Annotated in this window: 15 protein-coding genes; 4 read left to right on the top strand and 11 right to left on the bottom strand. The window is 63.6% G+C overall.

Translation table 11 applies throughout. The features are described from left to right. Positions 1 to 10: 10 nt before the first annotated feature. Positions 11 to 739: a glutathione S-transferase family protein gene (locus tag ACVIIW_RS06070; protein ID WP_456699910.1), complete on the top strand. Its 729-nt coding sequence runs from the start codon at positions 11 to 13 to the stop codon at positions 737 to 739. An 81-nt stretch (positions 740 to 820) separates the two neighbouring features. Here ACVIIW_RS06070 and ACVIIW_RS06065 read toward each other — a convergent pair whose 3' ends face one another. From ACVIIW_RS06065 to ACVIIW_RS06025, 9 genes are all read right to left on the bottom strand, one after another. Then, positions 821 to 1972, bottom strand: a complete 1152-nt coding sequence (locus ACVIIW_RS06065; RefSeq protein WP_456699909.1) for an ABC transporter substrate-binding protein — start codon at positions 1970 to 1972, stop codon at positions 821 to 823. 89 nt (positions 1973 to 2061) lie between these two features. Further along, positions 2062 to 2481 carry an acyl-CoA thioesterase gene (locus ACVIIW_RS06060; RefSeq protein ID WP_092230816.1) on the bottom strand — a complete coding sequence of 140 codons (420 nt, stop codon included), beginning with the start codon at positions 2479 to 2481 and terminating at the stop codon, positions 2062 to 2064. 11 nt (positions 2482 to 2492) lie between these two features. Then, positions 2493 to 3254, bottom strand: coding sequence for an SDR family NAD(P)-dependent oxidoreductase (locus ACVIIW_RS06055; protein WP_456699908.1), 762 nt, complete (start codon positions 3252 to 3254; stop codon positions 2493 to 2495). 22 nt (positions 3255 to 3276) lie between these two features. After that, the gene (locus tag ACVIIW_RS06050; RefSeq protein WP_456699907.1) at positions 3277 to 5160 is read right to left on the bottom strand and encodes a feruloyl-CoA synthase; all 1884 of its coding nucleotides are present in this window, start codon (positions 5158 to 5160) and stop codon (positions 3277 to 3279) included. Next, the gene (locus ACVIIW_RS06045; RefSeq protein WP_456699906.1) at positions 5157 to 5966 is read right to left on the bottom strand and encodes a crotonase/enoyl-CoA hydratase family protein; all 810 of its coding nucleotides are present in this window, start codon (positions 5964 to 5966) and stop codon (positions 5157 to 5159) included. Before ACVIIW_RS06045 ends, ACVIIW_RS06050 begins: the two co-directional genes overlap by 4 nt. 99 nt (positions 5967 to 6065) lie before the next feature. Continuing rightward, on the bottom strand, positions 6066 to 6527 hold the full coding sequence (locus ACVIIW_RS06040) for a DUF3237 domain-containing protein (RefSeq protein WP_456699905.1): 462 nt from the start codon (positions 6525 to 6527) through the stop codon (positions 6066 to 6068). A 12-nt stretch (positions 6528 to 6539) separates the two neighbouring features. Beyond that, positions 6540 to 7859, bottom strand: a complete 1320-nt coding sequence (locus tag ACVIIW_RS06035; RefSeq protein ID WP_456699904.1) for a TRAP transporter large permease — start codon at positions 7857 to 7859, stop codon at positions 6540 to 6542. Positions 7860 to 7861: 2 nt separating this feature from the next. Continuing rightward, positions 7862 to 8398 (bottom strand): TRAP transporter small permease, encoded by a 537-nt coding sequence (locus tag ACVIIW_RS06030; RefSeq protein ID WP_456699903.1) that lies wholly within the window; start codon positions 8396 to 8398, stop codon positions 7862 to 7864. A gap of 205 nt (positions 8399 to 8603) precedes the next feature. Next, a complete protein-coding gene (locus ACVIIW_RS06025; protein ID WP_456699902.1) occupies positions 8604 to 9620 on the bottom strand; it encodes a TRAP transporter substrate-binding protein in 1017 nt (338 codons plus the stop codon). 251 nt (positions 9621 to 9871) lie between these two features. Between ACVIIW_RS06025 and pobA the strand changes: the two genes are divergently transcribed. Both pobA and ACVIIW_RS06015 read left to right on the top strand, forming a co-directional pair. Then, positions 9872 to 11041, top strand: coding sequence for a 4-hydroxybenzoate 3-monooxygenase (gene pobA, locus ACVIIW_RS06020; RefSeq protein WP_456699901.1), 1170 nt, complete (start codon positions 9872 to 9874; stop codon positions 11039 to 11041). 193 nt (positions 11042 to 11234) lie between these two features. Further along, entirely contained in the window at positions 11235 to 11648 is a 414-nt protein-coding gene (locus ACVIIW_RS06015) for a PaaI family thioesterase (protein ID WP_456699900.1), read from the top strand. Between the two features lie 2 nt (positions 11649 to 11650). Here ACVIIW_RS06015 and ACVIIW_RS06010 read toward each other — a convergent pair whose 3' ends face one another. Then, entirely contained in the window at positions 11651 to 12535 is an 885-nt protein-coding gene (locus tag ACVIIW_RS06010; RefSeq protein WP_456699899.1) for a LysR family transcriptional regulator, read from the bottom strand. A 122-nt stretch (positions 12536 to 12657) separates the two neighbouring features. On the opposite strand from ACVIIW_RS06010, the gene ACVIIW_RS06005 reads away from it, so the two are divergent. After that, positions 12658 to 13287 (top strand): pyridoxamine 5'-phosphate oxidase family protein, encoded by a 630-nt coding sequence (locus ACVIIW_RS06005; RefSeq protein ID WP_456699898.1) that lies wholly within the window; start codon positions 12658 to 12660, stop codon positions 13285 to 13287. Here the strand turns inward: ACVIIW_RS06005 and ACVIIW_RS06000 are convergent. Then, positions 13284 to 14369 (bottom strand): AbrB family transcriptional regulator, encoded by a 1086-nt coding sequence (locus ACVIIW_RS06000; RefSeq protein WP_456699897.1) that lies wholly within the window; start codon positions 14367 to 14369, stop codon positions 13284 to 13286. The two genes, ACVIIW_RS06005 and ACVIIW_RS06000, sit on opposite strands and share 4 nt — an antisense overlap. Positions 14370 to 14382 lie beyond the last annotated feature (13 nt).

Genomic DNA, 14382 nt, shown 5'->3' with positions numbered 1-14382 from the left:
GAGAGCCCGCATGATCACGCTTTATGGCTTTGGCGCCGGCTTCGGCCTGCCGGAAATCAGCCCCTTCGTCACCAAGACGGAGGTGCAGCTCAAGATGGCGGGCTTACCCTACCGGAAGGAGCGTGCGATGCCGCCAGCCTCGCCGAAGGGGCAGCTGCCCTTCATCGACGATGGTGGCGAGGCGGTGGCCGATTCCACCTTCATCCGCGCCCATCTCGAGCGCCGCTACGGCTTCGATTTCGATGCCGGACTGTCACTGGCCGAACGAGCGCAGGCCTGGGCGTTCGAGCGCATGATCGAGCATCACGTCTATTGGGCGCTGGTCGGCGCACGCTGGGTCGATCCGGCCAATTTCGCCAAGGGCCCTGCCCATTTCTTCGACGGCGCGCCGGAACACAATCGCGAAAAATTGCGCGAGGACGCGCAATTCCGCGTCGCGGAGAACTATCTGCTCTCCGGGCTTGGTCGCCATGGACCCGACGACGACGTCGAACTGGCGGTGCGTTCGTTGTTCGCATTGTCCGTGCAGCTCGGCGACAAGTCCTATCTGATGGGCAACAAGCCCAGTGGGGTCGATGCCACCGCGTTCGGCGCGCTGGCCGGCATTTTGACGCCGTTCTTCGAATCGAGCCTGCGCGAGCGCGCGGAAGGATTTCCGAACCTCACCGCTTATGTCGACCGGATGATGGACATCTACTATCCCGAATTCGCCTGGACGCCGCTGAGGCAGGCGGCCTGACGCGTACGCGGGACGCAACAATAAAATAAAAGAGCCGGCCCTCTGTGGGCCGGCTCTCGTGGTCTCGGAAACTGCGGCTGCTTATTTCGCGAGCGTGTATTTGCCGTCCTTGACCGTAAGCAGAATACGCGAGCGGTCGTCGAGGCCGTACCGATCCTTTTCGGTGAAGTTGTAGACGCCCTGGCTGGCGGCCATCTCCCGCTCCGACAGCAGTGCCTGACGGATGGCCTCGCGGAATTCCGGCGTGCCGGGCTTTGCGGTCTTCAGCGCAACAGGGATGACGCGCTTGAGGATCTCAAACGCATCGTAGGAATGGCCGGCGAACTGGCTGCGGCTGTTGGGGCCATATTTGGCCTCATAGGCGGAGTTCAGCGCCAATCCCGGCTTTTTGGTGAGGGCGCTGTCAGGCTGATCTTCGGGATCCATGACGGGGCCCGACGCCATCAGCACGCCTTCGGCGGCCTTACCCGCGATACGGATGAAGTCCATGCTGGCCGCGCCGTGGGTCTGGTAGATCAGGCCCTGATAGCCGCGCTCGCGCAATTCGGTCTGCGGCAGTGCTGCGGCAGTGCCGGAGGCGCCAACCAGAATCGCGTCGGGATTGGCGGCGACGAGCTTCAGCACCTGCCCAGTGACCGAGGTATCGGGACGTGCAAACCGCTCTTCGTCCGCGAGCGCGAGGCCCAGCGGCACGCCCTGGGCGTTGAAATCATTGAACCAGAGGTCGCCGTAGGAGTCGGAGTAGCCGATGTAGCCGACCGTCTTCACGTTATGCGCCTTCATGTGCTCATAGAGCACCTTGCCCATGATCGGGATCGGCTGTGGCATCGCCACGGACCACTTCATGCGCTCCGGGGTGATCGGAAAAGGCGCGAGCCCGAAATGCGGAATGCCGGCTTCATTGGCGACGTTTGAGACGGCGATCGTCGGCGGCGTCAGCGCCGAGCCCATGATGATGTCGGCCTTGGATTCGGTCACGAAGCGGCGGGCGTTGGTGGTCGCGGTGGTCGGATCGCCGCCGTCGTCGAGCACGATCACCTTCAGCGGCACGCCGCCGATTTCCTTCGGCACGAATTCCAGCGCGTTGCGCTCGGGGATTCCGAGCGCGGCGCCCGGACCGGTCGTTGTGGTGGTGATGCCGATGGTGATTTCGTTCGTCTGCGCCAGCGCGGGCAGAGCCGGCAGCGCCAGCGTCGCCGCCGCGATCGCGGCGGTCAGGTAAAAGCGTTTCATCTGTTCCTCCCTTGACGATTTTCCTTGAAAGCAGAAACCGGGGTTGAGTTCAGCCCCGTCTTTTGTCGATGCGGCGAGTTAGCTCCGGACTAGCTTCCCGTGAATTTGGCGACCATTTCCGGAGGGAATGGCGCCGATTTCAGTCTGTCCGGGTTGTCCGGGTCGCGGCCGACCAGAACACGCGTCTCGAACCCTTCGATGGCGAGGGCCTCGCCCTTGTAGACGTTGTGCTTCACCTCAAAGCTCGAGCGTTTGATGCTCTCGATCTTCGTCTCGATGGTGATCCAGTCGCCATAGGTCGAGGGGATGTAGAACTTGGACCTGGTATCGACCATGGGGATGCCCACCAAGCCGTATTTGCGGACCAGGTCCTGCTTGGAGAAGCCGGCGACTTCGAACAGGGTCGACGTCGAATCGTCGAACATCGCGAAGTAACGCGGATAGTAGACGATGTTGGCGGGGTCGCAGTCGCCCCACTGGATCTGGACGTCGCGCCGGTTCACGAACATGCGTTGCGCGCCTATTTCGGCGCCATGCGCAGCGAACCGTCGAGGCGTACCACTTCGCCGTTCAGGTAGGAGTTCTCGACCATGTGCAGCGCCAATGCCGCGAACTCGTCGGCGTGGCCGAGCCGGCGCGGGAAGGGGATCGCCGCGGCAAGCGAGTCCTGAGCTTCCTGCGGCAGGTTGGCCAGCAGCGGCGTGAGGAACAGGCCGGGCGCAATGGTCAGCACGCGAACGCCGAACTGGGCGAGCTCGCGCGCGATCGGCAGCGTCATGCCGACGATGCCGCCCTTGGAGGCCGAATAGGCTGACTGGCCGATCTGGCCGTCATAGGCGGCGACGGAGGCCGTGTTGATGATGACGCCGCGCTCGCCTGTCGCCTGCGGCTCGAGTTTGGACATCTCGGTCGCAGCGAGGCGCAGCATGTTGAAGGTACCGACCAGATTGACCTTGATCACCTTGTCGAAATCCGCGAGCGCCATCGGGCCGTCGCGACCAACCACGCGCTTCGCCACGCCGATGCCGGCGCAATTGACCAGCACGCGGGCCGGGCCATGGGCCCTGGTCGCCTGCGCGATCGCAGCCTCAGCCGATGCCGCATCGGAAACGTCGCAGGTCACGGCCACGCCCTTGATCTCGGCGGCAACGGTTTCCGCGAGCTTGGCATTGAGATCGCATACCGCGACCTTGGCGCCCTGCGCCGCCAGCTTTCGCGCGGTCGCCGCGCCAAGCCCCGATGCGCCGCCGGTGACGATGGCTGCCTGATCCTTCAACAACATGGCGTTCTCCTTCGATGAATTCTTAGCCGACCGATATCACACGGTCAGATGGATTGGCAGCGTAGAGCTCCTCGATCAGAGCGGTGCGATGCTCGAGCACCGCGCGCTGGTTGATCGAGCCCTTGTCGGTGACCTCGCCCATGTCGATCGAGAGTGGCGTGTCCATCAGGATCGCGCGTGTGACCCGCGTCGAGGACCCGGTGGCCTGGCTGAGGAAGTGCGTCAGGCGCTCGCGGAAGGCTTCGCGCACCAGGCGGTCGCGCGCGGTCACGGTGAGATCGTCGGCTGGCAGTGTCGGGTTGACCAGGCGGCAGCCGTCGAGATCGAGCAGCACGAGCGCGGAAACTTCGTCGCGGTTGATGCCGGCGATGACGACGTCGCGCACCAGCGGCGCGCAGGCCGCGGTGAGCCGTGCGCGCAGCGGGCCGACGCTGACCCAGGTGCCGCTCGCGAGCTTGAAATCCTCGCTGACACGGCCGTCGAAGTCGAAGCCGGCGTTGAGATCATTGGGGTCAGCGGGCTTGAGCGCATCGCCCATCTTGTAAAATCCTTCCTCGTCGAAGGATTTCGCGGTGATGTCGGGTTGACGCCAATAGCCGGGCATCACGTTCGGCCCCTTGGCTCGGACTTCCATCTTGCCGTTGTTCGGCACCAGCTTGGCGTCATTGCCGGAAACGGGAAGGCCGACATGGCCGGAACGGCTGGTGCGCGGATTGACCGACATGAAGAACGGCGCGGTCTCGGTCGCGCCAAGTCCGGTCAGCATCGGCACGCGATAGCCCTTCTCCTTCACGGCCAGTTCGTCGAGGCTATCCCAGACGAAGGGCGATAGCGCCGCGCCGGAGAAGAACATCGCGTGCAGGCGGTCGAAGAATTTGGCGCGCAGCCCCTGGTCGTCGCGCAGGTAAGGCAGCAACGATTCGTAGCCCTTCGGCACGTTGAAATAGACCGTCGGAGAAATCTCCTGGAGATTTCGCACGGTCTCCTCGATGCCGCCGGGCACCGGCTTGCCGGCGTCGAGAAACATCGAGCCGCCATTGTACAAGGTCAGCCCGATATTGTGGTTACCGCCAAAAGTGTGGTTCCAGGGCAGCCAGTCGATGATGACGGGCGGCTCGTCCTTGAGAAAGGCGAGCGTCTCGCGCAGCATCACCTGGTTGGCGCAGATCATGCGCTGGGTGTTGATGACGGCCTTGGGGTTGCCGGTCGAGCCTGACGTCAGCAGGAACTTTGCGATCGAGTCGGGGCCGATGTTGCCGTGCACGGCATCGAGGTCGTCACGGATCGGAGTTGCCATGAGGTCGGCGAGCAAGGTGACGTCGCGGCCCGGCACGCTGCCGTACGACGCGGCGATCTCGGTGCCGAGCGAGACATTGGCGGCGAGCGCATCCGCGAACTTGCCGGCATCGTCTGCGAAAACCAGGCCGGGCGTCAGCAGCTTCATCAAGTAAGAGAGCTTGCCGTAATCCTTCGACACCAGCGAATAGGCCGGCGACACCGGGCAGAACGGAACGCCGGCATAGAATGCGCCGAAGGCGAGCAATGCGTGGTCGATCGAATTGCCTGACAGGATGACGACCGGCCGCTCTGCCGAGAGGCCGCGCTGGATCAATCCCGAGGCAATATGCCGGCTCGCGGTGAGCAGCTCGGCATAGGTGATCTTGCGCCAGCCGCGGCCGCCTTCGCGCTCCGCCATGAACACGCGGTCCGGCGTCGTGGTCGCCCAGTGATGCAGGCGGTCGGTGATGCGGACCGGATAGTCGCCGAGCGGCTGTTTGGGTCGCAGATAGATCGTGCCATCGGCGCGACGCTCGATGTCCACGACGGGATCGCCGAACGAAATGGGCCGCAGCGGAGAATTGCTCACGCCGCGCTCTGTGCTGGAAGAGGACGGCTGTGCGCTCATGATTTCGGCTTCACCTTGGCGGTCTTGTGCTCGAGGAACTCGCGGATCCTGCGTTTTGCCTCTTTGTCGCTCTGCGCAACCGTCGCCATCAGCGATTCCATGAGCAGGCCAGTCTGCGGATTCGCTTCCGCGATCATCGGCAATGCCTGGAGCACGGCGAAATTCGTCAACGGCGCGTTGGACGCGATCTTGGTCGCGAGCTCCAGCGCCTTGGAGAGGCCGTGACCGGCCTCCGTGACATATTGGGCAAAGCCGTAGGATGCGCCTTCGGTCGCGGAGTAGACGCGCCCGGTCAGCATCATGTCCATCATGCGGGCGACGCCGATCAGCCGCGGCAGCCGCACCGAGCCGCCGCCGCCGACGAAGATGCCGCGCTGCCCTTCCGGCAGTGCGAAATAGGCTGTGGGCTCCGCGACGCGAATATGGGCGGAGCAGGCAAGCTCGAGCCCGCCGCCGATCACCGCGCCCTTGAGCGCCGCAATCACGGGCACGCGGCTATATTGGATGCGGTCGAACACCCGGTGCCACATCTGCGAGTGCAGCAGGCCCCCGGTGGCGTCGTGATCCTGCAGTTCGGAGAGGTCGAGACCGCTGGAGAAATGGTCGCCAATGCCGTGAATGACGACCGCGCCGATGTCCTCGGGCAGGGACGTAAAGCATTCGCCGATTTCGAGGATGATGCCGTCGTTGAGCGCATTGCGCTTGGCCGGCCGGTTCAGACCTACCGTCAGAACCCGGTCCACCCTCTCGATCTGAAGCAACCCGGAGGCGCCCGCGCCAGCGGTCTCGGCGTTTCCCTGTGTCATTTGCGTCCTTATCAGAATAGTTATGTTGTATAACGAATTCTGGAGGAGTCAAGGAGGGGTCTGCGGTGTTTCACCCCGCCGGACGACAGCGGAGTGTATTCACAGCACCTGGTGCACGTCGATCACCACCCGGTCGGCATGCCGTGCGGCCGAGCCCACAAAGATGTGCTCCATCAGCCAGCGATAGTTCTCGTGTCCCGTCTCGAATCTCGGCACGGTGCGGAAATAGATCAGCTTCGGATCCACCGGTTCGCCGCGTTTGAGCTTTTGCAGGAGTTCGACAGGGCCGAAGCGCATGCCCTTGTTCTCGACGTAGACGATTGCGCCGTCGTCGGTCTCGAACGCGTATTTGGCTTCCAGGTCGATCAGCTCGTTGGGGCGGATGGTCTGGAAATCGGCGCCGAACGGCAGCACCTTGCCTGATATCGCGCCCGTCACCGCGCCGCCGACGATGGGGATGATGCGGCGCACGCCGATGCCGGTCTCGCCGGCGGTGATGACGTCGCCGATCTCGGCGGTGATGGTGAAGACGTATTTCGTCTCGAGCGTCGGCGTGGTCATCGCTTCATCTCTCTAGTGTGCCATCATCCGCGTCGGCAGCCATGTCGCCAGTAGCGGGAAGGTGATCAGGATCACCAGGCGTACGAGATCGGTCGCTACGAACGGGATGACGCCCTTGAAGATGGTGGCGAAGGAGACGTCCTTCACCACGCTCTTGATGACAAAGACGTTCATGCCGACAGGCGGATGGATCAGGCCGAGCTCGACGGTCATGACGATGATGACGCCGAACCAGATCGGGTCGAAGCCGAGATGCATGATGACGGGGAAAATGATCGGCACGGTCAGGATGATCATCGCCATCGCGTCCATCAGGCAGCCGAGCACCAGATACATTATCATGATCAGTGCCAGTACGCCGTAGGAGCCGAGGCCGAGACCAGTGAGGAATTCCGTCACCTTCTGCGGCGTCTGAGTCACCGTGAGGAAGTAGCCGAAGATCAGCGCGCCGATCAGCACGGTGAAGACCGCGGCGGCCGTGCGCGTTGCCTGCAGCAGCGAGACCAGCACCTTCTCGCGGTCGAGCCGCCCGGTGACGATGCCGATGATAAAGGCGCCGGTGGCGCCGACGCCGCCGGCTTCGGTCGGCGTGAAACGCGGCAGGAAGGGCAGGCCGTAAAGGCCGCCGATCACGAACACGAACAGCAGCACCGGCGCCCAGATCTCCTTCAGGCCCGCGAAACGCTCGCGCCAGGGCAGCACCTTGCCCTTGGGCAGGAAATCCGGGCGGAAATAGCCGATCAGGAAAATCGTGATCATGTACATGGTCATCGCCAGCAGGCCGGGGATGATGCCGGCGATGAAGAGTTTTCCGATGTCCTGCTCGGTGATGATGCCGTAGACCGCGAGCACGGTGGAGGGTGGCAGCATCGCACCCAGCGTGCCCCCGGCGGCGATCACGCCGGTCGCAAAGGACTGCGGATAGCCGAAGCGGCGCATCTCCGGATACGCAACGGCGGAGAAGGTCGCCGCGGTGGCGACCGAGGAGCCGCAGATCGCGGCGAAGCCGCCGCAGGCGCCGACCGTGGCAATGCCGAGGCCCCCGCGCAAGTGGCCGACAAAGCCGTTGGCGGCGCGGAACAGCTCGCGGCTCATGCCCGAATTGCTGACGAACGACCCCATCAGCAGAAACATCGGGATCACGCCGAACGTGTAGTCGGTGACCGTGCGCATCGAAGTCTGGCCGACCAGCTTCAGTGCAGGGGTCGGACCGACGAGATAGGCGAAGCCGGAGACGCCGACCAGGCCCATGGCCATGCCGACAGGCACGCGCAGCAGCATCAATGTGAAAAGGGAAACGAAGCCGAGAACGGCGACGACATCGGTGCTCATGACTACTCCGTCGCCTTCAGCTTGGGGTCGTGCATCTCTTCGGGATGGAAGATCAGTCGGTAAGTGCGAATTGCGATCAGCAGCACGGCCGAGACGTCGCCGATCCATGCAATTGCGAAGAATGGCCAGGTCGGCATGTGCATGTCGAAGGTCTGGACGTTGTCCCTGTAGGTGCCGCGGACCTTGTCGAACAGCGTCCATGTCTGCACGGTGACGACGAACAGCAGCACCAGCGTCGCGAACACGTCGATCCAGCGCTGGTAGCGCGGGCCGACATTGCCCCAGACCAGGTCCACCGTGATGTGCGTGCCGCGATACGAGGTCGCCGCAATGCCCCAGAAGATGAGGATGCCGAGCAGCATGCGGCCGATGTCGAAACTGTCAGGAATTGAATAATTCAGCGTGTTCCGCAGCAGCACCGACAAAAAGATGTCCAGCGCGACGAGGCCGACGAACGCGGCCGCGATCCATTCGATCGTGTCGATGATGCGGTCCATCCAGGAGCGCTTTGTTGGGAGTGTCTCGTCGTGTGCCGTCATTGCTTTGATCCGGATCTCGCCGCGCCCGCCGCCTCTCCCCGCGTGCGGGGAGAGGCCGGAATGCGCGCGTAAGGGCGGATTCCGGGTGAGGGGGACTCTCCGCGAGAGTATCTGTCACCATCTTTGCGGAAGCAGCCCCTCACCCCGATCCTCTCCCCGTTAGCCGGGGCGAGGGGCAAGAAGGAAGCCGCTGCATCAGCTGGCCTCACTCCGCCAGCGCGTTGTACTTCTTCAGCGATGCCTTGAGATCCGCCAGCGCGGCGTCGGGATCGACGCCGGCCTTTCGGGCGCCTTCACCCCAGGTCTTGACCAGCGGGTCGGCCGCCTTCTTCCAGGCGGCGGTCTGCTCCGGTGTCAGCTTGTAGATCTCGTGACTTTCTTCCGCCTTCACCTTGTCGATTCCGGCATCCTCGAACTTGCCCCAGTGCTCGCCAACCACGCCGGCCATCTCGGTCGTGCAGTTCTTGTCGATCGCGGCCTTCTGCTTGTCGGACATCGCATCGTACTTGTCCTTGTTCATCACGAACACGAACGTGGTCGTGTAGAGTGGCGCGTCCATGTCGTACTTGGTCACCTTGTCGATGCCGAACAGCACCAGCGAGCCCCAGGGGAAGGTCACCGCATCGGCGACGCCGCGCTCGATGATGTCGCGCACTTCAGGTGCGGAGGACTGCACATTGGTGCCCCCGAGCGCGGTCACGAAATTCGCCATGGTGGCATGGGCGGGCCGGATCTTCATGCCCTTCACGTCCTCCGGCACCACGATTTTCTTGGTGCGGGAGTGGAACGAGGAAGGTGAGTGGACGAAGGCGAGGCAGTATTTGACGTCCTTCATCTCCTTCGCGGCATATTTGCGATACCAGGCGTCCAGCCCCTCCGATCCGCCCTTGGCGTCCGAGACCAGGAAGGGCAATTCGCCGGCGCCGATGATCGGGAAGCGACCGGGCTGGTAGCCGGGATTGACATAGGTGACATCGGCGATGCCGTCGCGCGCCATGTCGTAATGGTCGAACGCCTTGCCGAGTTGCTGGGCCGGGAACACCTTGCCCGTGATGGTGCCGCCGGAGTCCTTGTTCACCGCGGCCACCCAGTCTTCCAGCGACTTTTGCAGCGGGTGCGAGGCTGGCACCCAGTGCGAGACCTTTAGATCGACGGTCTTGTCCTGCGCGAACGCTGGCGTCGCGCTTGCGGCCAGCAGCAAAGCCAGACAGGCTTTCCTCATCACGTGTCTCTCCCTCTTTGTGACGGCGGGCTTCGACGGCCCGGTCTCGTTAATTAACATGTTATCTAATTGGCCGGCGCGTTCAAGCCGGAACTGCTGCGTCATCTACGTCAGGGATGCTGCATGGATTTGTCGCTTCCCAGGCGACCGGCCTCCCTTTTTTCCAACCGTTATATGATATAATTATCCTGGGCGGATCAACGCGACAAGCGGGCCGCGACGAAAGCCTACAGGATCGGGAGGAGCAAGTATTGCGGACAAAAGTCGCAATCGTCGGGGCCGGGCCGGCAGGATTGTTGCTCGGGCAACTTCTGCGTCAATACGGCGTCGACAACGTTATTCTCGAGCGACAGAGCCCGGATTACGTGCTCGGACGCATCCGGGCCGGCCTTCTGGAGCAGGGAACGGTTGGACTGCTCGACCAGATCGGCGCCGGCGCGCGGGCGCATGCCGAAGGACTGTTGCATGAAGGCATCGAGCTTGCCTTCGCCGGCCGTCGGCATCGCATCGACATGAAGGCCGCGACCGGCAAGACGGTCATGATCTATGGCCAGACCGAGGTCACGCTCGACCTGATGGACGCGCGGAAAGCGGCTGGCCTCACCACCGTCTACGAGGCCAAGGACGTGCAGCCGCATGATTTCGATGGCAATCACCCGCGCGTAACCTGGGTCAAGGACGGCGTCACCCAAACGCTCGATTGCGATTTCATCGCTGGCTGCGATGGCTTTCACGGTGTCAGCCGCGCCAGCGTACCCGCTTCGGCGATCGAGCAGTTCGAACGGGTCTATCCGTTCGGCTGGCTCGGTATCCTGTCGGAGACACCGCCGGTCAGTCACGAACTGATCTATTCCAACCATGCCCGCGGCTTTGCCCTCTGCACCATGCGATCGATGAAGCGCAGCCGGCATTATCTGCAGTGCTCGCTCGACGACCATGTCGATCAGTGGTCCGACGACCGCTTCTGGGACGAATTGAAGCGCCGGCTCGACCAGGAGGCGGCCGACAATCTGGTGACGGGCCCCTCGATCGAGAAGAGCATCGCGCCCTTGCGCAGCTTCGTCGCCGAGCCGATGCGTTTCGGCAAGCTGTTCCTGTGCGGCGATGCCGCCCACATCGTGCCGCCGACCGGCGCCAAGGGGCTGAACCTCGCGGCCAGCGATGCGCATTATCTGTCGAGTGCGCTCCGCGAGTTCTACGACGAGAAATCGAGCGCCGGCATCGATGGCTATTCCGCCAAGGCGCTCGCGCGCGTCTGGAAAGCCGTGCGCTTCTCCTGGTGGATGACCTCGATGCTGCACAAATTCCCTGACAATGGCAGCATCGGCGCGCGCATCCAGATCGCCGAGCTCGACTACGTCACGCAGTCCCGGGCCGCGATGACGTCGCTGTCGGAGAACTATGTGGGGCTGCCGTTTTAGCACGACGAAGTCGGTGCCGTAGGGTGGGCAAGGTCGCGAAGCGCCGTGCCCACCATCTCTCTAGCTCCGCCACTGGGACGCCATCCGTTTCAAACATCCGCGCATATCCCGTTTAAAACTTTGTAATTGATGCGTCCGTCACGTCCATCGCGTTCAATGTGGCAACAATCATTGCGACGCGCACGAGACTGACATGACCGATATCCCGGACGGCTTCGAGCCGCTCTCCCGCAAGAGTCCGCTGACCGAACCCTGGGAGCCGCTCTACGCAAAGAAAACGGAGAGGACCTTTGTCATCGGTCTTCGGTTGGCAAGGCCACACACCAACGGCCGTGGTCTGATCCATGGCGGGCTGATCACCGCGCTCGCCGACAACGCCATGGGCTACAGTTGCGCGCAGGCGACGGGCTGGACCATTTCGTTCGTGACAATTTCGCTGTCTATCGATTTCGTCGGCTCCGCCGAGATCGGTCAATGGTGCTCGATCGAGAGCGACGTGATCAAGACCGGCAAGACAATCTGCTTCGCGCAGAGCTTGATCAAGGCCGACGGCGTCGTGATCGCGCGGGCGAGCGGGACGTTTCGGGTGGTGCCCAAGAAAGGCTGAGCCTACCCAAACCGCCAATCCGCCTTCTCCACCACGAGATCGATGAACGCGCGCACCTTGGCCGAGAGCAGGCGCGAGGTCGGGTAGACGATGTGAATCGGCAGCGCCGGCTGCTCGTATTTCGCCAGCAGAATCTTGAGCCGTCCGCGCTTCAGCCCCTCTGCGGCCTGATAGGCCAGCACGCGCGTGATGCCGCCGCCGGCCTCGGCATATTGCAGGGCGGCATCGGCGCTGTTGCTGGTGAAGCGCGGCGATGGCGTCACCTCGAGGTCGCGGCCGCCTTGCGCGAAGCGCCACGCCGTCGCGGGACCGAACAGGATGGTCCGATGCTCGGTCAGCGCCTCCGGCGTCTTCGGCTCGCCATGGCGCTTGAGATAGTCCGGCGCTGCCACCGTGATCCGCCGCATCTCGCCGACGTGGCGCGCGACCAGGGAGGAGTCGGCGAGGTGGCCGATCCGTACCGCGGCGTCGACAGCGTCTTCCACGAGGTTGACGAGGTTATCCGACAGCCGGAGTTCGCAGGCCACGCCGGCATAACGCTTCAGATAGGCGGTCATGACCGGACTGACATGGAGCCGGCCGAAGCCGACCGGCGCCGACACCACCAGGCGCCCGCTCGGCCGGTTGCGCTCCTCCCGCGCGGAGCCGTCGGCTTCCTCGACATCGGCGAGAATCCGCCGGACGCGCTCCAGATAGCGCGTCCCGACGTCGGTCAGTCTCACCTGCCGCGTGGTCCGTTGCAGCAGCCTTGCGCCGAGATGCTCTTCAAGCGAGGCGATCAGTCGCGTCACCGCGGAGGGCGACAGCCGTAATTTTCGCGCTGCCGGCGCGAAGCCACGCAGGTCGGCGACGGTGACGAAGACGTGCATGGCTTCCAGCCGGTCCATGCGCATTATTGCATATAGTGCAATGATGAAGTGTCAACAGGCCAGATTGTTTTGATAGATGGAAGCTCCATTTTATCTGCCGACAGACGCAGCATTGCGCCGGAATTCCAGGAGATGTTCCGATGACGGCAACTCACGCCTACGCCAGCGACGTCGCCTTCTCGCCGGCAGTAAAATCGATCCAGACCCGAAAGGGATCGCGGGAAGGCTATGCCCTGGCCGAGCAGCGGGGGTGGCGCACCGAGGTCGATGAGAATCTCGCGGCTTTTCTTGCTGATGCCAACAGCTTCTATTTCGCCACGGCCTCGGCCGACGGCCAACCCTATATCCAGCATCGCGGCGGGCCGAAGGGCTTTTTGAAGGTCTTGGACAAGCAAACGCTCGCCTTCACCGACTACGCCGGCAACCGGCAATACGTCACTCAGGGTAATCTCTCCGAGAATTCCAGGGCCTACATTTTCGTGATGGATTACGCCCATCGCCGCCGGGTGAAGATCTGGGGCGAGGCACGGGTGGTCGAGGATGACGATGCACTGACGGATGCGCTGATGCCGAAGGGCTATCGCGCCCGGCCCGAGCAGGTGATCGTATTCAAGATCGCCGCGTGGGACACCAACTGCCCGCAGCACATTCCGCAAAAGTTCGACGCCCCCGATGTGGCGGCGGCGCTGGCGGCAAGAGACCAGCGGATTGCGGACCTCGAGGCGCAGATTGCCGAGCTGAAGGGGCAGGCAACGGCAGGACAGGGCTAATCGTCGACGTCGTCCTGCGTGCGGCCGAACAGGTGGACGATACCAGGTGTCGCGATGGTCACGAACACGAAGCGCGAGAGGTGGTGGGCGCCGACGAAGATCGGGTCGATGTGCAGCGTGAGCGCCAGGGCCAGCATTGCGTCCATCGCGCCGGGTGCGAAGGCGACGACGACGTCGGAGAACTTCACCTGCGTCGTGAGCGCGACGATGCCGACGAAGATCGCGGACACGGCGATGGCCACGGCAAACGAGCCCAGCGCGGCGTTGATGTGGCCGGCCAGCGTCTTGATCCGCATCCGGGCGAAGCGGCTGCCGATCAGCGCGCCAATGCCGACCAGCGACACGCCGCGGACCCAGTTCGGAAGACCGCCGTCGACCCAGCCGGCGCCGTGCAGCACGCTGGAGGCGATCATCGCCCCGAACATCCAGCTTGCCGGAAACCCGATGAGCCGCAGCACCAGCGATGCCGCCAGCGAAGCGGCGAGCAGTTCGAGAAGATCGCGCGGTGAAGCGATCGTCGTCGTCAGCGACGGTCCAACAGAGGGCGCCACGCCCGCGATTGCCAGCACCATCGGCAGCGCCGCCGTGAGGATGATCACGCGCATGGTCTGCACCACCGCGATTCCCGGCAGATCGGCCCCGCGCTCAACTGCCAGGATGGAGATCTGAGACAGTGCGCCGGGGCTGCCGGCAAGGAAGGCCGAGGTGCGGTCCCAGCCATGGACGCGCTGAAGGTAATAGCTCGAGCCGAAAGTCGAGCAGAAGGTGGCGAGAGCCAGGAGCCCGATGGTCAGCGGGTAGGCACTGACCTGTTGGATCAGGTGACGCGAGACCACGGAGCCCAGCGAAATGCCGAGTAGCACCAGCACTGTCTGGGTCAGGAGCGGCGGCACGGACAACTGGCGTCCGGCAATCGCGGCGACGCCGACTGCAATCATCGATCCCGAGATCAATCCGCCCGGCAAGCCCGCGGCCAGAAAGGCCAATCCGCCGGCGGCGCCGATGACGAGCGTCTCCGCAGTGCTCAAAACCTTGGCACGGCTCGGCCATTCGAACGGAAGGGAGGCGGTGATTTGCTTCACACCACCTTATCGC

Source organism: Bradyrhizobium sp. USDA 4449 (genome assembly GCF_054056275.1).
This window is presented reverse-complemented; position numbering and strand designations above follow the sequence as displayed.

Coding starts and splice junctions, on each gene's coding strand:
- ACVIIW_RS06015 (WP_456699900.1), top strand. CDS start 11,235: ATGACCGATATCCCGGACGGCTTCGAGCCGCTCTCCCGCAAGAGTCCG.
- ACVIIW_RS06010 (WP_456699899.1), bottom strand. CDS start 12,535: ATGGACCGGCTGGAAGCCATGCACGTCTTCGTCACCGTCGCCGACCTG.
- ACVIIW_RS06030 (WP_456699903.1), bottom strand. CDS start 8,398: ATGACGGCACACGACGAGACACTCCCAACAAAGCGCTCCTGGATGGAC.
- ACVIIW_RS06055 (WP_456699908.1), bottom strand. CDS start 3,254: ATGTTGTTGAAGGATCAGGCAGCCATCGTCACCGGCGGCGCATCGGGG.
- ACVIIW_RS06040 (WP_456699905.1), bottom strand. CDS start 6,527: ATGACCACGCCGACGCTCGAGACGAAATACGTCTTCACCATCACCGCC.
- ACVIIW_RS06005 (WP_456699898.1), top strand. CDS start 12,658: ATGACGGCAACTCACGCCTACGCCAGCGACGTCGCCTTCTCGCCGGCA.
- ACVIIW_RS06035 (WP_456699904.1), bottom strand. CDS start 7,859: ATGAGCACCGATGTCGTCGCCGTTCTCGGCTTCGTTTCCCTTTTCACA.
- ACVIIW_RS06025 (WP_456699902.1), bottom strand. CDS start 9,620: ATGAGGAAAGCCTGTCTGGCTTTGCTGCTGGCCGCAAGCGCGACGCCA.
- ACVIIW_RS06050 (WP_456699907.1), bottom strand. CDS start 5,160: ATGAGCGCACAGCCGTCCTCTTCCAGCACAGAGCGCGGCGTGAGCAAT.
- ACVIIW_RS06070 (WP_456699910.1), top strand. CDS start 11: ATGATCACGCTTTATGGCTTTGGCGCCGGCTTCGGCCTGCCGGAAATC.
- ACVIIW_RS06045 (WP_456699906.1), bottom strand. CDS start 5,966: ATGACACAGGGAAACGCCGAGACCGCTGGCGCGGGCGCCTCCGGGTTG.
- ACVIIW_RS06060 (WP_092230816.1), bottom strand. CDS start 2,481: ATGTTCGTGAACCGGCGCGACGTCCAGATCCAGTGGGGCGACTGCGAC.
- ACVIIW_RS06065 (WP_456699909.1), bottom strand. CDS start 1,972: ATGAAACGCTTTTACCTGACCGCCGCGATCGCGGCGGCGACGCTGGCG.